Here is a 21,035-nt window from a genome sequence, read left to right on the forward strand (position 1 = left end):
GATAAATGATTGTCAATTTTTAATTGAAACAGAAGGAGAAAGTTCAATGAATATCTTACTTATTAATCATTATGCAGGTTCAGATTATCATGGAATGGAATTCAGACCATTTTATATGGCAAGAGAATGGAAAAAGAAAGGGCACAATGTAACTATACTTGGAGCTGATTTTTCCCATTTAAGAAAAAATAATCCTGTAATAAAAGAAGATTTTGAAGAAGAAATTATAGATGGAATAACATATGTATGGGTAAAAACACCTAAATATCAAGGAAATGGTGTTGGAAGAATAAAAAATATTTCTACATTCATGTGGAAGCTCAGAATGAATTATAAAAAGATTGCGGATAAATATAAACCAGATGCAGTAATAGCTTCATCTACATATCCACTTGATATTTATCCAGCTCATAGAATTGCAAAGAGAACTGGTGCAAAATTATGTTTTGAAATACATGACTTATGGCCATTGAGTCCTATGGAAATTGGAGGATTTTCAGAAAAAAATCCTGCAATAGTTGTACTTCAGAGAGCAGAAGATTTTGCATTTAAAAATTCTGATGTAATTGTTTCTATCCTTCCAGATGCAGATAAGCACATAAAGGAAAGAGGATTTTCTACAGATAAGTTTGTATATGTTCCAAATGGAATACTTACTGGAGAAAAGAAAGAAGCGCCAATGGAAAGCACAATTGAACGACTTCAGGAACTTAAAAATCAGGGATATTTCTTAGTTGGATATACAGGAAATCATTCACCTGCTAATGTTCTTGGTACAATGATTGATGCTGCTAAAAAGACAACTGATGAGAAAGTTAAATATGTGTTGATTGGCAAAGGAAATGTTAAAAATGAGCTTATAGAATATGCTAAAACAAATAATGTAAAGAATGTGGAGTTTTTAGATCCTGTATTAAAGGATAATATGGATAATGTATTAAGACTTCTTGATATAGGTTATATTGGATTAAAGAAACAGAACTTATTCAATTATGGAGTAAGTCCTAATAAGTTATTTGATTATATGATGGCTTCACTTCCTGTAATATATGCAGTTGAAGCTTCAAATGACCCTGTAAGTGACTGTAAATGTGGAATAAGCGTACCAGCAGAAAACCCAGATGCAGTAGTAGAAGCTGTAATGAAAATCAAGAGTCTTAGTGAAGAAGAAAAGACTAAGATGGGTCAGAATGGTAAAGAATACGTATTGAATAATCATATGTATGAAGGTCTGGCTGATAAATTTTTAAATGCGTTAAAAAAATAATTTATAATCAGGAGTGAAGAAATGAACGCTTTAAATAAAGTTATTAAGAGAATATTTGATATTGTGTGTTCAGGAATAGGTCTTGTTATATTAAGTCCCTTTTTACTTTTTGTTGCAATAAGAATTAAAATGGGTTCAGATGGTCCAGTATTTTTCAAGCAGATAAGAGTAGGGGAAAATGGAAAAGAGTTCAAGATTTTAAAATTCAGAACAATGGTTGTTGATGCAGAAAAACTTGGAAGGCAGATAACTGTTGGAAATGACAGCAGAATAACTAAAATAGGAGCTTTTTTGAGAAAATATAAAATAGATGAACTTCCTCAATTAATAAATGTATTTAAAGGAGATATGAGTCTTGTAGGACCAAGACCAGAGGTGCCAAGGTATGTTAATATGTATACTGAAGAACAGAGAAAAGTTCTTGATGTAAAGCCGGGTATTACAGATCTTGCATCTATAAGATACAGAGATGAAAATGAACTTCTTGGCAAAGCTGAAAATCCAGATGAATTCTATATAAATACAATAATGCCGGATAAACTGGCACTTAACATGGAATATATAAATAAAAGCAATATATTTTTAGATGTATATATAATATTTAAGACTATATTGAAATGTATTTAATTCAATGTACAATTGGCAATTAAGGATGAAATCTCTTTGATTTATAGAAATTTTATTATAACATATACATAGTGCAGTTAGTGGATTTCACCATACATTGTCAATTGGAATATATATTTAATAACAGTAATGTGCACTAAATTGTGGATAATGATTATATTTGAATTTTAATTTGTGGATAAATTTTGAGATTATTTAATAAAGAAGGTTGATATACAATGAAAAAATTAAGATTTGCCATAATTGGCTGTGGAAGAATTTCTTATAAACATGTTGAAGCTTTAGCAAATAACAGAGAAGAAGCTGTGCTTGCAGCTACTTGTGATGTTATTTCAGAAAAAGCTGAAGCAAAAAAAGCTGAATATATAGAAAAGACAGGAGCAGATGAAAATTCAGTACATACATATACTGATTATAAGGAAATGCTTGAAAAAGAAGATATTGATGTTGTTACAGTAGCAACTGAAAGTGGATATCATGCAGAAATTGCTATTTATTCTATGAAAAAAGGATGCAATGCATTAATAGAAAAACCAATGGCAATGTCTATTGATGATGCTAATGAAATGATAAAAGTTGCAAAGGAAAACAATGTTAAACTCTGCGTATGTCATCAGAATAGATTTAATAAGCCTATACAAAAATTAAGAAAGGCTATGGAAGATGGTAAATTTGGCAAGTTAGTAAATGGTACTGCAAGAATTCTATGGAATAGAAATATGGAATATTATGATCAGGCGCCTTGGAGAGGTACATGGGCATTAGATGGTGGTACATTAATGAACCAGTGTATACATAATATTGATTTATTACAATGGATGATGGGTGGAGAAATTGAAAGAGTGTATGCAGAATGTGATACATATCTTAGAGATATTGAAGCAGAAGACTTTGGTGCAATAGTAATAAGATTTAAAAATGGTGCTATTGGAATAGTTGAAGGTTCAGCATGTGTCTATCCAAAGAATTTAGAAGAAACCTTAAGCATATTTGGTCAGAATGGAGCTGTATGTATTGGGGGACTTGCTAACAATGAACTTGAAACATGGAGATTTGAAGGTGAAGACGAAGAAGCTGTAAAGAAAGAAGTAAACACTAAAATAGATAATGTTTATGGTAAGGGACATACTCCACTATTTAAGGATTTAATCGATGCTATAAATAATGACAGAGAACCATTAATAAGTGGTGAAGAAGGTAAAAAAGCCATGTCAATAATTTTAGCAGCATATAAATCAAGAAAGACAGGAATGCCAGTACAATTCCCATTTACAGAATTTAAAACAACTGATATGGAAGATCAGTTTAAAGGAAGAATTGAATTCAGACATAAAAATTAATTGATAAGAGTTTATTATATGGCTGTTAAATGAAGAAATATTTTTATTTTTTTATTTAACAGTCTTATTTTTATACCCCAATAATCAAATATAATGAATTAACTATTATTATTATTTTTAATGTGCTATAATTAAAAATGTTGTTTTTATTTTGCAATATTTTTCAATAAATAGCTTAAAATGTAACGTTTTTTTTATATAGGGGGAGTGGGTTTATGAGAATAAAGACAAAAATAATTACTTCAACAGCTGTATTGATTGTTGCGTTGGTTGGAATATTGAGTGTTACTATTACAGTAATGTCTGAAAAGATTTTTAAATCATTATCAGAATCACAGATGGCTACAATAAATGAACAGAGCGCACAAATAGTAAATAGCAGAATACAGAATGAAAAAGATATAATAGAATTACTTGCATCTAATGATCAAATCAGAGATCAGAGTAAATCAAATGAAGAAAAATTTAATATTCTTAATGAATATATAGAAAAATATGATTATGTTAAGATGGGGTTGACAGATTTAGATGGAAATATAGCTTACAGTAATGGAACAGCTGCTAATATTTCAGATAGAGAATATTTTAAAAAGGCAAAAAAAGGGGAAACAGCAATTTCAGACCCTCTTATAAGCAGTACTGAACATATTTTAGTTGTTGTTGCTATGGCTCCAATAAAGGTTGATGATACAATAGTAGGATTTTTATCAGCAACTATGAAGGGAGACAGCATAAGTTCGATATCTGAAGATATTAAGTTTGGTGATACTGGAAGAATATTTATGATAAAAAATGATGGAACCAAAATAGCACATTACAATAGCGATTTGGTTATTAATGCGGACAATGATATAAAAAATGCAGAAAAAGATTCTTCATTAAAAAAACTGGCTGATTTAGAGACTAAAATGATAAATGGAGAAAGTGGAAATGGTGAATATGAGTATGAAGGACAACAAAAGTACATGTCATATGCATTAGTTCCAGGAACATCCTGGTCACTGGCAGCTGTAATTGATAAGGATGAAGTTTTCTCTAATTTAACCAAACTTCAAAGCAATATATTTATAACTGCAATAATATTTTTAGTTTTATCATTGTTTATAGTATATAATTTTGCGACTAGAATAGGTAAAAACATTAAACATGCTATAGACTACATAATTCCTATTTCAGAAGGAGATTTTTCTAAGGAGATAGATGAAAAACATTTATCAGTAAAAGATGAAACTGGTGAAATGATTCAGGCTATAAGCAAGATGAAAGTTTCTATAAAAGGAATATTGAATAATGTCATAACAAATTTTAATGAAATACAAAGTGCATCAGAAGAATTATCTCAAAATTCTGTGGAAATGGATAGTTCTATAGATTCTGTATCATGTGCAATAAAAGAGGTTACTTTGGGAGCAGCATCGCAGAGTGATAATTTATCAAATATAACAGCAATATTAGGAAAGTTTTCAGATAATTTGAATACGGTAACTGATTCATTGAGAGATATTGAAGGAAGTTCTAAAGAAGTTATTAAAGTTACTGATATTGCAGAGGAACAATTTAAAATTTTATCATCAATTATAAAGTCTATGAATAAGCAGTTTAAGGATTTAAGAGAAAAAATAAATCATTCTTCGGAAAATATAGAAAAAATAAATTCTATAACAGCAATTATTAATTCAATTGCAGAACAGACAAATTTCCTTGCATTGAATGCTGCAATAGAAGCTTCAAGAGCAGGTGAATCAGGAAGAGGATTTGCAGTGGTTGCAGAGGATATAAGAAAACTTTCAGAACAATCTCAGAGTTCTGTTAAAAACATATCTAAATTGATTAATACAGTATCACAAGAAAATGCATTGATGATAGATACAACTGAAGAAGTGGACAATAATTTCAATAAACAGACTAGTTCAGTAAAGGAAGCAATAGATTCATTTAAAGATGTGTCTCATATGCTTGAAGAAGTTACACCTAAAATAGATAAGACATTTAAAGCAATATTAGATATTAATGATGAAAAAGACAGCATTTTAGAAAAAGTTGAATCAATAACTGCTGTATCTGAAGAAACTTCTGCAGCAGCAGAAGAGGTTGAATCTTCTTCTACTGAAATAAAATATTCTTCTGGAGTAGTAGCTGATGCAGCTAAAGATTTAGAAGATAAGTCTAATAATATGATTAATGAAGTAAATAAATTTAAATTTTAAATGTAATTAGCCTTGCAAGATATACAATGAACAATACCGAATCACATATTTTTATATATGATTAAGAAAAATGCATAGATAGAATTAGGTGGATTTCACTTTTATTATATATATATATAACTTTATATATACAAAATAAAAAAGAACTGATAACAAGGATTTTTCCTATAGATCAGTTCTTTTTTGTTTATATAAATTTAAAGTTCTTATTTATTCTAAAATCGAAGAACCAACAAGTTCTTTTTTCTTGGGAAATATAAAATGTCCGATTATTATAGCAGCTGCAGTTGGAAGAAGCCATGCAAATCCAGCACTGCCAAATGGTATAAATGACAAGTCGATATTTGGAATTATGCTTAATATGCCGAATATCAATGAAGTATATACTCCAAGTCTTACTGCTTTAATATTTGTTATATATTCTTCAAATAAAGTAGTAAAGATTAATGTTATAGCTACAGGATATAATAAATTTAATATTGGTCCTGAAATTACAACAATATTATCAACACCCAATGAACCTATTACAATACTTATTAATGAAATAACTACTGCATTAAATTTGTAGCTCAGCTTTCCTTTAGATAGTTTTTCAAAGAATGAAGCACCAGCTGAAAGAAGTCCTATGGATGTACTTAAACATGCAAGGGCTATTGCAAGACCTATTATTATTGAACCTGCATTTCCAAGAATACTCTTAGATATAAAAAGCAGTATGTTTGATTTTGTTAATTCTCCTGTAAAAACACTTGAAGTCTGAGCTCCAATAAACATTAAACCACCATAGACAAATGTAAGACCTAAAGTAGCAATGAAACCTGATTTTAATGTCATAGGGATGACTTCTTCTTTTGAATAACCTTTAGCAATAATGCTTCTTGAAATCATACCTGCAAATAATAAACCACCAAGTGCATCCATTGTTTGATAACCTTCTGTAAGTGATGTACCAAGAACATTAACACTTTCAGTATTTAAGATTTCACCTATAGGAAAAATTATACCTTTTACAATGATTAAAGCTAGAATTGCTAATAATATTGGAGTAAGATAAGTTCCTATTGAATCGATTATGGATGATTTTTTTAGAACAAATACAAGGTTTATTGTAAAATATATAAACATCCATACAAGTGGTGTAATCTTTGGAATATTAGGCTGAACAGCAAGTTCATAAGTAGTTGCGGCTGTTCTTGGGATTGCAAGCATTGGTCCAATAGCTATAAATAACAATGTAGAAAAAATAACAGCAAACTTTGGACCTACTTTAGATGCCATTGTTTCAAAAGTTCCATCCCCTTTTGTCACTGCAATTATTGCTAAAAGTGGAAGACCTACACCAGTACATATAAAACCAATACTTGCAATTAAGTATTGTGAACCTACTGCATTACCTAAGAATGGTGGAAAGATTAAGTTTCCAGCTCCAAAAAACATAGCAAACAGGGCAAAACCTATTATTAAAATATCTTTATTTATTTTTTTCATTAATATACTCTCCTCAAAATTATTCTGATTTTTATAAATTAATAAATAAAATTTTAATTAATGTATACTTATGTTAGCATTTTATTATAAATTTATCAACAAAAAAATACAAAATAAAACAAATAATTTTTTAAATAGGTGTAAAATATAAAATTACAAGAAAAATTTAAAAAATATTCACATTTAAGATGGAAATGAGTAGTTTATAATTTGTAATGAATTATGAAGGCTTTAAAAGATTTTATAATTGAAAACCATTTTATTCTAAAATTGATTTAACAGAGCAAAAGTGATAACATATGAATACAAGTGTTAATAAAATATTTATGAAAATCTTTATGAGAGGACGATAATATATGAAAGTAAAAAAAGCAATTATACCAGCAGCAGGACTCGGAACTAGATTTTTACCAGCTACAAAAGCACAACCTAAGGAAATGCTTCCAATAGTTGATAAGCCAACAATACAATATATTATTGAAGAAGCTATTGCATCTGGAATTGAAGAAATACTTATTATAACAGGAAGAAATAAAAAATGTATAGAAGACCATTTTGATAAATCTATAGAATTAGAATTAGAGTTAGAAAAATCAGGAAAGTCAGATCTTCTTGAATTAGTAAGGGATATATCTGATATGGTAGATATACATTACATAAGACAAAAAGAACCAAAGGGTTTAGGACATGCGATTCATTGTGCAAAGACTTTTGTTGGAAATGAACCTTTTGCTGTGCTTTTAGGTGATGACGTAGTAGACAGCAGTAAACCGTGTCTAAAGCAGCTTGTAGATTGTTTTAACGAATATAATACAACTATATTGGGAGTTCAGACTGTACCCAAAGAGAGTGTTTCTAAATATGGAATTGTAAATGGAATTCATATTGAAGATAGAGTTTATAAAGTAAAAGATTTGGTTGAAAAACCATCTATTGAAGAAGCACCAAGTAATGTAGCGATATTAGGAAGATATATAATAACTCCAGAAATATTCAACATACTAGAAAATACAAAGCCTGGAAAAGGTGGAGAGATACAGCTTACAGATGCATTAAAAACTCTTATAGGACAGGAAGCTATGTATGCATATAATTTTGAAGGAAAAAGATATGATGTAGGAGATAAGCTTGGATTTTTACAGGCAACTATAGAATTTGCATTGAAAAAAGAAGAACTTAGAGATGATTTTATAAAATATTTGAATACAAAGCCTTGGGGTATGTATGAAAATAAAGAAAAATAAATAGAAAATTATTATTGAGGATGTTTCATAAGTAGAATTCTGTAAATCAATATAATAATATTAATAATGGACTTCCATTAGATATATTTATTTGAATTAAATTTCAGAGTTTTGAAATATGAAAATCCTCATTTATTATATATGAAAATACAATTGTTTCGAATATAATATGATATATGGGAAATAAATATTTGTTTTGATAGATAAAATAAAAATATTATGATAGAATTATCAAAGATGTGTTTCAATTAATAATATACAATTTATAATGAAATATTTGAAAAATTTTTTGATTATAAGATTTTATCATAGTGTTTAAAATATTAGAATATATTGTCATTATTTTTATATTTAAAATTTTACATATACATAATTATCAGATAAGTTTTATAATGTAATTTTAATTTTGCATTATATGTTATAGTTATAAATGTTATGAAAATTTAGAAATTATAAATTAGTAAGAATCCTGAAAATGTTAACAAAATTAATTTATATAAGTTTAGTAAGTTTTATTGATTAAGAATTTATATGTCTTTATTGGATTAATTAAAAAATGTATGTTATATCGTAATATTTAATAAAAAGATTTGGAGGAGAAAATATGAAAATCTGTTATCTGGCTGATATAAATAGTGCACATACTCATAAATGGTTAGAATATTTTAAGAATAAAGGATACGATATTCATGTTATATCTCTTGGAAACGGAGAATATGAAGGTGTTGAAGTACATTGTCTAGATGTTACTGATAATGTTATGAAAAAATCATCTGACAAGAATAAGCTGCAGTATTTCAAAAAAATTAAAAGGGTAAGACAGCTTATTAAGGAAATAAAGCCAGATATTCTTCATGCACATTATGCTACAAGCTATGGGCTTTTGGGAGCATTAGCTAATTATCATCCATATATAATTTCTGTATGGGGAAGTGATGTATATGATTTTCCAATAAAGTCACCTGTACATAAAATGATGCTTAAGTATAATCTTAAAAAAGCTGATTATATATTTTCAACAAGTAATGTAATGAAAGATGAAACTAAAAAATATACAGATAAGGATATAGAAGTAACACCATTTGGAGTTGATATAAACAGATTCAAGCCAGGAAGAATAAAGAAAAATGAAGTGGTTATTGGAACAATAAAAACTTTGGAAGAAAAGTATGGTATTCAATATCTTGTTAAGGCTTTTAAGAAGTTAAAAGATAGAAATCCAGATGTAAATTTAAAATTAAGAATTGGTGGAAGAGGAAGTCAAAAGGAATATCTTGAAGATTTGTGCAGGGAACTAAGGATAGAAGAGGATGTTACATTCCTAGGATTTGTAAATCCTGATGATGTTGTTAAAGAATTTCAAAATTTTGATTTGGCAGTTTTTCCTTCGACATTGGATAGTGAAAGTTTTGGAGTTGCAGCAGTTGAAGCTGAAAGTTGTGGAACACCTGTAGTGGTTTCAGATGTAGGAGGTCTTATGGAATCTACTAAACCTGGAGTTACAAGTCTTGTAGCTAAAAAGGGTGATGTTGATGATTTATGTGATAAAATTGATGCTTTAATTAAAGATGAAAATTTAAGAAGTGAGATGGGATTGGCTGCAAGAAAGTTTGTGGAAGAAAATTACAACGTTGAAGATAATTTTAATTACGTTGATATGCTATATAAAAACATGGTTGAGAAATAAGATAAATGCTTTAAGTTGTTTTGTATATATTTATAAAATAATAAAAATATGGAAATATATCTTGATAGAGCCAAGAAAATGCAGTATTATATAAATAAAAGCCTAAAGATAAGAGTGTATAATATTAATGATTTCTGTTTTGTAGTTTTATCTAAGTGTATTTTTTAATAATAATTATTCTTATGAATAAAGGGTGGAAGAGTGAGATGGAGGATTATAAACAGCTTTATAATTCATTAAAAGCTGAATATGAAAATTACCAAAAATTTTCAGAAAAACATATACAAAACTTAAGTAATCAGAATATAAAGTTGGAAAAAACTGTAAATTCATTGTCTAATATTGTTGCTATAGGAAAGTATGTTAATTCATATTTTAGCGATAATAATTTATTTAGTATGATAAATGATATGATATTAGGCATTCTTGGTGTTGCATATTCAACTATTTTTATTTTGGAAAACGGAGAATTGAATATAAAAGCCAGCAATATAGAAAACGATAAGATAAATCTGACATCTATAGAACTTATGAATATAAATAATGAACAGGAATTTATACTTAATAGTGAAAATGTAATAAAAAAGGTTGGAATTAATGATACATGCATACATTCAGTAATGGGAGTGCCTATTGTTTTAAGAGAAAAATTTATTGGATATATACTTGTTGAACATAATATGTTGGATTTTATGAATGTAGAATTAAAGATCTTTTTAAAATCAATTTCCAATCAAATTGCAATAATAATAGAAAATTCATTTTTATATAGGCAACTAGAAAACATTACTAAAGTAGATTCACTTATGAAGATATATAATAGAAGGTACTTTTTTGAATTTATTCAAAAAAAAATAGAAGCTGATAATCCAGAACAATTTGCTATAGTTATGATTGATATTGATGATTTTAAGAAAGTTAATGATACATATGGTCATCAATTTGGAGATGAAGTGCTAAAAAATACAGCAAAAGTAATAAATATATGGAAAGATGATAATGACTTAATTGCCAGATATGGTGGTGAGGAGTTAATAATGTATATTCCGGATTTTGGCTCTCATGAAAATGTTTTTGATAAAGTGGAAATAATACGAAATGCTTTAGAAAACAGTAAGGTGAATTTTAATGGAATGACAAGTAGTATTACTGCTAGTTTTGGAATTGCTTTTTATCCAGATGAAAAGGATATAAATAAATTAATAAAGTTAGCTGATGATTTATTATATGAATCTAAAAGACAAGGAAAAAACAAGGTTTTATATAACAATTTAATGGTAAGCGGAGAATAAAGACATAGTTATATGTTCTTAATTAACAGATAGATACTAAAAGTATGAGAAAATGATGTATTTTTAGTATCTATTTTATTTTTAAGAATATATTTGATAAAAATGCTATAATTTAAATATATATTGCAATTAACAATGTATAATGGAAAATTGATTATGAAGGATGAAATTTTTTTAAGATTTTTTTGATTATTATACTGCTATATATTGGGGGAGGTTTTTATGGATAAAAAGAAGGTTTTATCTCTTACAAAAAAGGAAGAAGGAATAAAACTCGATTTTAAATTAAAACTTGATTTATCTAATGAAATGGGCAAAAAGGAATTGACAAAAGATATTTGTGCAATAGCCAATTCAAATGGACATAGGGGTTATATCGTAGTTGGAATTGAAGATAAGACAAAGAGAATAATAGGAATAAAAAATGAGGATATGTTTAAGGAAGAACAGGTACAGCAGATAATAACATCCAGATGTGAACCTCCAATTCCATTGAGAGTGGATTTTGTTGATATAGACAGTAAAATAATAGGAGTTATATCAATCTATGATGGAGATCAGAAACCTTATCAAGTAAGAGAAAATGGAGCTTTTTATATAAGAAGAGGATCAACTACTGATGTTATGAGAAAACAGGAATTAGTTGCACTTTTAGAAGAAAACCTGAATTTAACTATAGAGACATGTCCTATTATAAGAAGCAATATTGATATTTTAAATATGGATCTTATAGAGTTGTATTTTAAGAAAAAAGGAATAAAAATTACACAAGAAAATAAGGAGTTTTTGTTAATAAGTTCAGGAATAGCATTTGATAATCACGATGGTGAGAAACTTAAATGTACTTATGGAGGCCTTCTTGTATTTTGCGATATAAACCATATTTATATACCGAATAACATGATAAAGATAGTAATAAGATTGAATGAAGCTGATAGTGAAGTCCATATAATACAAGGAAATCTTATAGATATGGTAGACAAGGCAGAAAAAAAGATTTTAGAAATAATGCCACAAGAATATCCTTCATATGCAATTATAGAGAGTATAAAAAACGCAATTCTTTACAGGGAGTATTATGATCTCAATAGAATTATAGAAGTTGTAATAGATAGCAGCAATATAATAATATCAAGTCCTGGAGAGTTTATTGATGAAAATATAAAAGGAGAAAGAACTAATTACAATAGAAGAAATATATGGCTTTATGAAAAACTTATAACAATAGATGATAAAAAGAGATTTTTGAATAATGGAAAGGGATTTACACGAATAAAAGAAGCATTTAAGAATAAGGGAAAGGTGAGATTTGTTAATTCAAGAGTAGAACACAGTTTTAAGGTTATTCTGCCAAGTTGTAAAAAGACTAAAAATTGTTTATAAAAAATATATTTGCAATTGACCTAAAGCTTATTTGAAATAGCAGAGAGTGTATATGAGATTAAATCACAAGTAAAGTTGCCAAATTCATGACTTGAGGATATACTATTAAATGAGTCTAATAATATGGTGAAAATATGTTGAAATATTATGAAAAAATTTGAAGATATGTTGTTAAACAAGTTTTATTTAATAATTTAAAGTGGAAAATACAATAACAGTAGAAAAAACTGTTGTAATGTATAGATATATATTCCAATTAGCAGTTGACGATGGACAATTGACAATTAAGGATGAAATCTTTTCAAGATTTCTTTAGTATTTTTAGAGGTATTAGATAAATTTTATATGTAATTTTAACATTACAATATTATAATAATTTTAAGAAAAATTAAGGAGGTACTTTATAATGGCAAATGTATTAGATGAGCTGTTAGAGAGAGGATACATAAAACAATTCACTCATGAAGAAGAAACAAGAAAATTATTAGAAAATGAGAAAGTAACTTTCTATATAGGCTTTGATCCAACTGCTGACAGCTTACATGTTGGTCATTTTATAGCAATGATGTTCATGGCTCATATGCAAAAAGCAGGACACAGACCAATAGCTTTAATCGGTGGCGGAACTGCTATGGTTGGAGATCCAAGTGGTAAAACTGATATGAGAAAAATGCTTACAAAGGAAGATATTGAACATAATGTTGCATCTATAAAGAAACAAATGGAAAGATTCATAGATTTTTCTGATGGTAAAGCATTATTAGTAAATAATTCTGACTGGCTTTTAAATTTAAATTATGTTGATTTCCTAAGAGAAGTAGGAGTTCATTTCTCAGTAAATAGAATGCTTACTGCTGAATGTTTTAAGCAGAGATTAGAAAGAGGATTATCTTTCTTGGAATTTAACTATATGTTAATGCAGGGATATGATTTCTATGTATTAAATCAAAAATATGGATGTAAAATGGAACTTGGCGGAGATGACCAATGGTCAAATATGATTGCAGGTGTTGAACTTGTAAGAAGAAAAGCACAAGGTCAGGCAATGGCAATGACTTGTACATTATTAACTAACAGCCAAGGCCAGAAGATGGGTAAAACAGTAGGAGGAGCTTTATGGCTTAATCCAGAAAAAACTTCACCATATGATTTCTATCAATATTGGAGAAACGTGGATGATGCAGATGTAGAGAAATGTCTTGCATTATTAACATTCTTACCAATGGATGAAGTAAGAAGACTTGGTGCTTTGGAAGGTGCTCAAATAAATGAGGCTAAGAGAGTATTAGCTTATGAAGTTACAAAACTTGTACATGGAGAAGAAGAAGCTAAAAAAGCAGAACAGGCTGCTTCTGCATTATTTGCTGGTGGAGCAGATATGTCAAATGTACCAACAGTTTCTATAACTAAGGAAGAATTAGGCACACCAATTATAGATATAATGGCAAGCACAAAGATACTTCCATCTAAAAAAGAGGGAAGAAGATTAATTGAACAAGGTGGATTATCATTGAATGGTGAAAAAGTTACTGATGTTACAAGAACATTAAATGAAGAAGATTTTAATGATGGTTCAGTTCTTATAAAAAGAGGAAAGAAAAATTATAATAAAATAGAAATTAAATAAGTTATAGATGTAATTTTGCAATATATATATTATTGAAATCTATAATGCAGATTATAAAAAATAAGCTGTTTCTAAAATATTAGGAGCAGCTTTTATTAATTTATATTAAATATTTACGATAACTATAATATGTATAAGTTGAATTATTTTTTTAATTACAAAAAATCTTGTAAAGATTTGATTATTAATTATCAATTGTATATTGTCAATTGAAATATAAAAAAGTGGGTGAAATAAATAATGCCAGGAATTTGGAATGTAAATAATGGATATAATATGAATACTAGAAAAGTTTCTAGTAAATTAACATTTGAAGTAGGGGAAAAATTCACAGGAAGAGTAGTTGACAAGGGCGAGGGCAAAGATGTCATGATAAAACTTTCAGATGGATGGCAGTTTATTGCAGAAGTCGATGGAAATATAAATTTAGATGATATTAAACTTGTAAAATTTCAAGTAGAAGGCTTTGAAAATGGGAAGTTAAAGCTGAAAGTCGTAAAGGATGGAACTTCTCATTCAGAATCTACAGAAGATGAAAACTTCAATGAAGTTATAGAAAAAGAAGGATTATCAAAAGAAGATATAGATTTGTTAAAAAATATGGTAAAGCACAATTTTTCTTTGACTAAGGACAATATAAACAAATTAAAGGCTATTCTTCAATTTAGTGATAAAGTAAAAACAGATTCTGAAGACTTAGGTTCATTTGTGAATAAATATCTTGAAAGTAAAGGAATAGATGTACACAGTGAACAGGGAAAACAGATGAAAGAATTGCTTTCTAAATTTATAAGCGAATTTAAAAATATGAGTGAAGATGATATTCTTACATTTATTGAAAATAATATTGATTTTTCAGAAGAAAATATTGAAAGTTTTAACAAACTATTTAAAGGTGATTCATCTATAGAAAAAATATTATCATCTATTAAGGAAAAGCTGAATGCATCAGACATAAACGCTGATGTGAAAAACATTGAATTAAATGATATATTTAGCAGGTCTGCTTCACAAGAACCAAATGATGATATTAATGTTCTTAATAAATCAGCATTTTCCAAGGTTTATGCTGATAATGATCCAGCTAATAATAAAATAGATGTATTGAATATTTTAAAAACATTAGCAGGAGAAAACTCAGAAGAATCAGAAAAAGTTAAGTCTGCTAATGCAGATATTTTAGACAAATCTATAGCTGATCAATTATCTAATAAAGAAACTTTTGATGCAATCAAAGAAGTTGTTGGAGAAAAAATTCAAGATAAAAATGCTCCTAAAACTCAAGCTTCAAGTCTTATAGAATCACTTAACAAATCAAAAGTTGAAGATATATTAAGTAAGGCTGAAGGAAAAGAAGTAAAACTTACTGATGATGAATTTAAAAAAATTACGGAAATAGTACAGAATAAAGAACAGCCTGCTAAAACTGAATTTGTTAAAGATGAATCTGCTAATAAGTTTAAATTTGAAAATGTAAAAACACAAAATACAGATGCTGCTGTTATGCAGAAAGCTGATAATGCAGTAAAGGAAAATACACTTAACAAAAGCAAAATGCAAAATAGTAATGGTTTTACAGACAGCATGACAAAAGATTTTTTGAAATCAAGTAATAATATTGATAATATAAAGAATGGAATAAAATCTCAAATAGATAATGTTAAGGATATAGTAAAAGAAATATTGACTCATACAACAAATAATGATTCTGTTGCGAATAAAGTTGCAAATCTTATAAAAGAAAATATAAATGATATAAAAGTATTTAATTCAATGAGTAATGAATACTACTGCTTAAATTTTAATGTTTCAGCTCAAATGAAAGAATATCCATGCAAACTTATAATTAAGGATAACAGAAAAGAAGGAAAGAAAATAGATACAACCAATGCAAAGATGGTCTTATCGATAAAAACATCCAATCTTGGAGAAATAGATGGGTATCTTACAATGAAAGACAGAAAGATAGATGTAGATTTAAAATGTGACGATAGATATACAATTGTATTAGATAAGCATAAAAAAGAATTAGCAGATGGACTTTCAACTTTAGGGGTTTTTGTAAATATAAAGGTGGCAGCAAAGAAAGAACCTGCTGATATAGTAAATTCTAGAGCTTTCTTTAATGATATAACAATATCAGCAATAGATACTATGGTTTAATTTATATGCTTTAATATTTGTGCTAAATTGAATTGTAAGGTAAAATTATATTGGAAATAATATTTATAGGGAGTGTAATACATTATGCAGAGGAAAAAAGCAGCTGCGTTAAAATATGAATTTAATAGTGATGCTCCAACTGTTGCAGCAGCAGGCATGGGTCATATTGCAGATAAGATAATTGAAAAAGCACAGGAAAATGATGTACCCATAGTTTATAATAAAGAACTGACAGACTTATTATGTAATGTTGATGTGGGAAGTGAGATTCCTGAAGAATTATATGAAGCAGTAGCACACGTAATAGCTTTCGTTACAGATTTAGATAAAAAGAGATGATAGACACAGAAAGGTGAAAATTTAATGGCACTTTATACTATTTCGGATTTGCACCTTGGTTTTAATGTTGAAAAACCTATGGATATATTCGGAGATAAATGGAAAAACCATTGTGAAAAAATAAAACAAAACTGGTTAGAAAAAATAACAGAAGAAGATACAGTACTGATTGCAGGTGATATTTCATGGTCTTTAAAAGAGGATGACAGCAAATATGATCTTGACTGGATAGATGAACTTCCAGGAAAAAAGATTATAAGCAAGGGAAATCACGATTATTGGTGGAACAGTATATCAAAATTGAACTCATTATATGAAAATACTAAATTTCTTCAAAATAATTTTTATGTTTATGATGATTATGCTATTTGTGGAACAAGGGGCTGGATATGTCCAGGAAGTGATAAGTTTACATCAAAGGATGAAAAAATATATAAAAGAGAACTTATAAGGCTTAAATTATCATTAGATTCAGCAAAAAACAAAGGGTATGAAAAGTTTATCGTAATGCTTCATTATCCTCCAACTAATGATAAATTCCAAAAATCTGATTTTGTTAATATAATAGAAGAATATGGTGTTGAAAAAGTTATTTATGGACATTTGCATGGACCAGTTCTTCAGGGAAAATTATTGACTGGAATGTGGGATAATGTTGAATACATACTTACATCAGCAGATTATCTGGATTTTAATCCTAAAAAAATATTATAAAATAAAAATATAAAAAATAAAAGAATGCATTTATTCTAATTTCTGCATTCTTTTATTTTTTATTTATTTTTTATTAGATTTTTTCCTATTCTTGCTTTTTCTTTAACCCTATAGGATGCGTTGGTATTTGTTAGCGTTTTTGAATACCATAATAAAGCATCTTCATCATGGCCTGTTCTTCTGCTAAGTTCGCCTAGAAGATATGTAAGAGAGTCTCTTTGCATGCCATAAATAGGAAATGGCTCAAACTGATAAGCTGATTTAAAGCCTTCAAGTGCTTGTACTAAAAATTGCTGTTCGGATTTTGAATCTTCAAGAAGCCTGAACATCCATGCTATTTTCATAGAAATCATAGCTTTTGTACTGTCAGGACTGGAAGTTAACATGGCATTTAAAAGAGCTAATTTATAGCGTTCAATAGCTTTTGTTTCATCTAGAACTCTTGGGTATTCTCTAGGTGTCCATTTTGGAGTTACATTACTTTTTACAAGTTCTTTTCTAAAATTTCTAATGTGTTCAAAGTCAGATTTCATTGCAGTATATCCACATGAATTACATATCCATACATCATAAAAGTAAGGATTTACTTTTTTCGTATAGCGTATGAAAGTGTCAGAATCTTTGGATTCAATTCTAGCTGATTTAGATTTAACACAGACAGTTTTAAAAGTGGAATTGCAGACAGGACAAGTTACTGTTTTATCAAATAAATAATTTCGCACATCATCTATCATCATAAAGTTACCTCATATCATATAATTGATTTAGTATATATGTTCCAATTAGTAATGTACAATTGACAATCCACAATGAATGACGAAATCTTTGCCAAATTTCTTTGATTATTATGTAGCTTTATTATTAGAACACATATATATTATTATAACATAACATTATAATTAGTATTACATGAAAAATGAAGAGAATAATTTTTAATTAATTGTTATACATAAATTGAACTTTTTGTTATAATAATAACGAATGATATGATAAAAAGGGTGATATCAATGGCGATAAATGATTGGAAGAATTTTTTAATGCCTTATGAACAAGCGGTTGAAGAGCTTAAGGTTAAATTAAAATCAATAAGAAAAGAATACAGAAGAAAAAATGAATACTCGCCTATAGAATTTGTTACAGGAAGGGTAAAGGAAGTTTCCAGTATGCTTGAAAAAGCAAATAAATTTGGGATACCTATAGACAGAATAAGATATGAACTAGAGGATATTGCTGGAATAAGAATAATGTGTCAATTTGTTGATGATATAGATACTGTTGTTGAACTATTAAGAGGACGTAAAGATATGCAGATTCTTTATGAAAAGGACTATGTAAGAAATGTTAAAGAAAGTGGTTATAGAAGTTATCATATGATAATAAAGTATCCTGTAAACATGGCAGAAGGGCTTGTAGAAATTTTAGCAGAATTTCAGATAAGGACTCTGGCTATGAACTTCTGGGCTACAATAGAACATTCTCTCAATTACAAATATAAGCAGCATATACCTGAAATATTAAAGGAAAAACTTAAACGTTCAGCAGATGCAGCTTTTAGGTTAGATGAGGAGATGCTTGAAATAAAAGATGAAATTAAGGATGCACAGAAATTATTTGAAGTTAAGTCACATTTGATTACAAGTATTATGAATGCACTTTTGACTTTAATTTCATTAGGCAAAAACGCAGAAGCATCAAGATATGAAAGAACTCTCAATAAACTGATTGAAGAGGGAGAAGTCTGGGAACTTAATAGTCTGCTTTTTTCTGTTCAGAGGGAAATTGAAAGATATAAAGATTAATAAAAAGTTATGTTTAAGGTGACTTGAACATAACTTTATTAATTCATGATTCTATACCAATGTATAATGTACAATTGACAATGTAGCTATATGTGAATAATCAGGATGGTATATTCAAGGATACAATTATATGATAAAATAATTATATGTATTGAAATAGTATAGTTATCTTTTAAATTTCAAATGTTATATTTATATATATTTTATGAATTTTTAATTTTGCAATGTATATAAGTATATATTTTATATACAGAAAAAATTCTTTAAAGATATTTATTTAAAAATAATAGAAAGGTTGGTATACTCTTGAAAATAAATTTTAAGAGCAAAGAATTTACTATTATACTTTTGCTGTTTTTAGTTATGAGCATAGGTGGAAATGTATATTCAATAAGTAGAATATCTTACTACAAGTATAATTTAGGTCGAGAATCTTATGCTGAAATAGAAGAAATAAGGCAAAGAAATGAAAGTATTATGGACATACTTAATACAAGTCTGGATAGTGGAAGTATACGAAATGAAGAAATATTAAAATTATATAAAAATTATGATGTTATAGCAGGGAATATAATGAACCTGTGGCAGCAGTATGCAGAGTATACTCATCGTTCAGTATCTATATTTGTTAAGAATATTCAGTCTGATAAGATTTTAGAGAACGATATACATGGAAAAATGAAAGAATACATTCTTTCTACATTAACAAGAGAAATGAAAAATGAGCAGAATAAATTGTTATTAGAAGATAAAGATTTAGAATGTTTTAAAGAAATGGAAGAAATATCTGAGAGAATGTATGAGTATTTTAATGAATTTAATGAAACAAAACTCAATGGATATACAGGAGAAAATAAAGAAAAGAAAGTAATAAAAAATGATTACTGGATTGATATGCTTAATGGAATTTATGATATAAGCAATGATTATGTTAATGTAGAGTGGAATATAGAAGCTGAAGATCAGCTTAAAGTTGAAGAAGAAGAGTGATTTAACACAAGAAAAGGACTGTCATATTAATATTTAATGACAGTCCTGTGTTTATTTTATGGATTTTTAGTGACATCCGCTGCAAGAACCACCACATCCGCCTTCTGGCTGGATTACAGGTTTTAAGCTTAAGCCGTTTCCTTCGTTTTCTTCAGTTGAAAGGATTATAAATCCACCGAATTGTTCCATTAATGACTTTTCAAACATAAATGTAATATCATTGATTGTTTCAGTTTCGTCATCTTCTGTTGGTTGAGAAATTGATATATTAAATATTGGACCGCTGCATGCAAAACCAGCAAAATTTATTCTAATATTAAAATCTGTTATGTTATTTTCTTCTAAGAATGCTTTGAATTCAGTATAAGCTTCTTCACTTATAGTAACTTTTTTCATAAATTAACACCTGCTTTTAATAAAGTTGATGAAAAAATCATCGTAAATTCAGTATAGCATATATAATATAAAATAAAAAGAGAATTTAATTTATGAAATTACAATAATTATTATATTATGTTCACATTGACAATTTACAATAAATGATAAAACATTTGCAAGATTTTTGTGATTATTATGTAGTTCTATTATTAAAAAATATATATGTTAAAAATTAAAGAAAATACCTCTAATATATGATATAATTTTTTTGATTGTTTAATATTATGTTAAAAATTACAAATATCGTTCATTTTTTTGATTTGTATTTTTATAATTTAATAAATGCTGTGTGAAAATTAAATTATTTTATTAAAACATTTAAATTTTGATTAAGTATAAAATATAATATTATCTTTAATTAAATTCGTGTTGTTCATGATGGTAATAGTTATTATAATATTTGATATGACCATCATGCTTTATGTTAATT

At 27.8% G+C, this 21,035-nt stretch carries 17 protein-coding genes; 14 read left to right on the top strand and 3 right to left on the bottom strand.

Features of this window, described 5'->3' with window-relative positions:
• The first annotated feature begins 46 nt into the window (after positions 1-46).
• From Q0F58_RS05535 to Q0F58_RS05550, 4 genes are all read left to right on the top strand, one after another.
• A complete protein-coding gene (locus Q0F58_RS05535; RefSeq protein WP_294373438.1) occupies positions 47-1,267 on the top strand; it encodes a glycosyltransferase family 4 protein in 1,221 nt (406 codons plus the stop codon).
• A 21-nt stretch (positions 1,268-1,288) separates the two neighbouring features.
• Positions 1,289-1,894 carry a sugar transferase gene (locus Q0F58_RS05540; protein ID WP_294373442.1) on the top strand — a complete coding sequence of 202 codons (606 nt, stop codon included), beginning with the start codon at positions 1,289-1,291 and terminating at the stop codon, positions 1,892-1,894.
• Between the two features lie 218 nt (positions 1,895-2,112).
• A complete protein-coding gene (locus Q0F58_RS05545; RefSeq protein WP_294373445.1) occupies positions 2,113-3,234 on the top strand; it encodes a Gfo/Idh/MocA family protein in 1,122 nt (373 codons plus the stop codon).
• Positions 3,235-3,449: 215 nt separating this feature from the next.
• Complete coding sequence (locus tag Q0F58_RS05550) at positions 3,450-5,441, top strand: methyl-accepting chemotaxis protein (RefSeq protein WP_294373449.1); 1,992 nt, start codon at positions 3,450-3,452, stop codon at positions 5,439-5,441.
• Positions 5,442-5,651: 210 nt separating this feature from the next.
• Here Q0F58_RS05550 and brnQ read toward each other — a convergent pair whose 3' ends face one another.
• Positions 5,652-6,929 (bottom strand): branched-chain amino acid transport system II carrier protein, encoded by a 1,278-nt coding sequence (gene brnQ / locus Q0F58_RS05555; protein ID WP_294373452.1) that lies wholly within the window; start codon positions 6,927-6,929, stop codon positions 5,652-5,654.
• Between the two features lie 356 nt (positions 6,930-7,285).
• Here brnQ and galU point away from each other — a divergent pair, with 356 nt between their 5' ends.
• The 8 genes from galU (at position 7,286) to Q0F58_RS05595 (ending at position 17,378) form a co-directional block, all read left to right on the top strand.
• Positions 7,286-8,173 (top strand): UTP--glucose-1-phosphate uridylyltransferase GalU, encoded by an 888-nt coding sequence (gene galU, locus Q0F58_RS05560; RefSeq protein WP_294373453.1) that lies wholly within the window; start codon positions 7,286-7,288, stop codon positions 8,171-8,173.
• A 604-nt stretch (positions 8,174-8,777) separates the two neighbouring features.
• Positions 8,778-9,860, top strand: a complete 1,083-nt coding sequence (locus Q0F58_RS05565) for a glycosyltransferase (protein ID WP_294373456.1) — start codon at positions 8,778-8,780, stop codon at positions 9,858-9,860.
• A 206-nt stretch (positions 9,861-10,066) separates the two neighbouring features.
• The gene (locus Q0F58_RS05570) at positions 10,067-11,152 is read left to right on the top strand and encodes a diguanylate cyclase (protein ID WP_294373458.1); all 1,086 of its coding nucleotides are present in this window, start codon (positions 10,067-10,069) and stop codon (positions 11,150-11,152) included.
• A gap of 222 nt (positions 11,153-11,374) precedes the next feature.
• Positions 11,375-12,535: a helix-turn-helix domain-containing protein gene (locus tag Q0F58_RS05575; RefSeq protein WP_294373461.1), complete on the top strand. Its 1,161-nt coding sequence runs from the start codon at positions 11,375-11,377 to the stop codon at positions 12,533-12,535.
• Between the two features lie 406 nt (positions 12,536-12,941).
• Positions 12,942-14,162: a tyrosine--tRNA ligase gene (gene tyrS / locus Q0F58_RS05580; protein WP_294373464.1), complete on the top strand. Its 1,221-nt coding sequence runs from the start codon at positions 12,942-12,944 to the stop codon at positions 14,160-14,162.
• A 240-nt stretch (positions 14,163-14,402) separates the two neighbouring features.
• Positions 14,403-16,325, top strand: coding sequence for a flagellar hook-length control protein FliK (locus Q0F58_RS05585; protein WP_294373465.1), 1,923 nt, complete (start codon positions 14,403-14,405; stop codon positions 16,323-16,325).
• An 81-nt stretch (positions 16,326-16,406) separates the two neighbouring features.
• On the top strand, positions 16,407-16,664 hold the full coding sequence (locus Q0F58_RS05590; RefSeq protein ID WP_294373496.1) for an EscU/YscU/HrcU family type III secretion system export apparatus switch protein: 258 nt from the start codon (positions 16,407-16,409) through the stop codon (positions 16,662-16,664).
• Positions 16,665-16,688: 24 nt separating this feature from the next.
• Complete coding sequence (locus Q0F58_RS05595; RefSeq protein ID WP_294373467.1) at positions 16,689-17,378, top strand: metallophosphoesterase; 690 nt, start codon at positions 16,689-16,691, stop codon at positions 17,376-17,378.
• Between the two features lie 59 nt (positions 17,379-17,437).
• Here the strand turns inward: Q0F58_RS05595 and Q0F58_RS05600 are convergent, their stop codons facing one another.
• Positions 17,438-18,115: a DUF2225 domain-containing protein gene (locus Q0F58_RS05600; protein WP_294373469.1), complete on the bottom strand. Its 678-nt coding sequence runs from the start codon at positions 18,113-18,115 to the stop codon at positions 17,438-17,440.
• A 270-nt stretch (positions 18,116-18,385) separates the two neighbouring features.
• Between Q0F58_RS05600 and Q0F58_RS05605 the strand changes: the two genes are divergently transcribed.
• Together Q0F58_RS05605 and Q0F58_RS05610 are read left to right on the top strand one after the other, a co-directional pair.
• On the top strand, positions 18,386-19,177 hold the full coding sequence (locus tag Q0F58_RS05605) for a GTP pyrophosphokinase family protein (RefSeq protein WP_294373472.1): 792 nt from the start codon (positions 18,386-18,388) through the stop codon (positions 19,175-19,177).
• 306 nt (positions 19,178-19,483) lie between these two features.
• Complete coding sequence (locus tag Q0F58_RS05610; RefSeq protein WP_294373475.1) at positions 19,484-20,167, top strand: hypothetical protein; 684 nt, start codon at positions 19,484-19,486, stop codon at positions 20,165-20,167.
• 66 nt (positions 20,168-20,233) lie between these two features.
• Here Q0F58_RS05610 and Q0F58_RS05615 read toward each other — a convergent pair whose 3' ends face one another.
• Positions 20,234-20,563: a HesB-like protein gene (locus Q0F58_RS05615; RefSeq protein ID WP_294373476.1), complete on the bottom strand. Its 330-nt coding sequence runs from the start codon at positions 20,561-20,563 to the stop codon at positions 20,234-20,236.
• Between the last annotated feature and the right edge of the window lie 472 nt (positions 20,564-21,035).

Origin of the sequence: uncultured Clostridium sp. (assembly GCF_934754915.1) — a bacterium.
GTDB lineage: Bacteria > Bacillota > Clostridia > Clostridiales > Clostridiaceae > Clostridium.

Excerpts from the sequence above, each read along its gene's own strand:
- Q0F58_RS05535 (WP_294373438.1), top strand. The coding sequence starts at position 47 with ATGAATATCTTACTTATTAATCATTATGCAGGTTCAGATTATCATGGA.
- Q0F58_RS05540 (WP_294373442.1), top strand. The coding sequence starts at position 1,289 with ATGAACGCTTTAAATAAAGTTATTAAGAGAATATTTGATATTGTGTGT.
- Q0F58_RS05545 (WP_294373445.1), top strand. The coding sequence starts at position 2,113 with ATGAAAAAATTAAGATTTGCCATAATTGGCTGTGGAAGAATTTCTTAT.
- Q0F58_RS05550 (WP_294373449.1), top strand. The coding sequence starts at position 3,450 with ATGAGAATAAAGACAAAAATAATTACTTCAACAGCTGTATTGATTGTT.
- brnQ (WP_294373452.1), bottom strand. The coding sequence starts at position 6,929 with ATGAAAAAAATAAATAAAGATATTTTAATAATAGGTTTTGCCCTGTTT.
- galU (WP_294373453.1), top strand. The coding sequence starts at position 7,286 with ATGAAAGTAAAAAAAGCAATTATACCAGCAGCAGGACTCGGAACTAGA.
- Q0F58_RS05565 (WP_294373456.1), top strand. The coding sequence starts at position 8,778 with ATGAAAATCTGTTATCTGGCTGATATAAATAGTGCACATACTCATAAA.
- Q0F58_RS05570 (WP_294373458.1), top strand. The coding sequence starts at position 10,067 with ATGGAGGATTATAAACAGCTTTATAATTCATTAAAAGCTGAATATGAA.
- Q0F58_RS05575 (WP_294373461.1), top strand. The coding sequence starts at position 11,375 with ATGGATAAAAAGAAGGTTTTATCTCTTACAAAAAAGGAAGAAGGAATA.
- tyrS (WP_294373464.1), top strand. The coding sequence starts at position 12,942 with ATGGCAAATGTATTAGATGAGCTGTTAGAGAGAGGATACATAAAACAA.
- Q0F58_RS05585 (WP_294373465.1), top strand. The coding sequence starts at position 14,403 with ATGCCAGGAATTTGGAATGTAAATAATGGATATAATATGAATACTAGA.
- Q0F58_RS05595 (WP_294373467.1), top strand. The coding sequence starts at position 16,689 with ATGGCACTTTATACTATTTCGGATTTGCACCTTGGTTTTAATGTTGAA.
- Q0F58_RS05600 (WP_294373469.1), bottom strand. The coding sequence starts at position 18,115 with ATGATGATAGATGATGTGCGAAATTATTTATTTGATAAAACAGTAACT.
- Q0F58_RS05605 (WP_294373472.1), top strand. The coding sequence starts at position 18,386 with ATGGCGATAAATGATTGGAAGAATTTTTTAATGCCTTATGAACAAGCG.
- Q0F58_RS05615 (WP_294373476.1), bottom strand. The coding sequence starts at position 20,563 with ATGAAAAAAGTTACTATAAGTGAAGAAGCTTATACTGAATTCAAAGCA.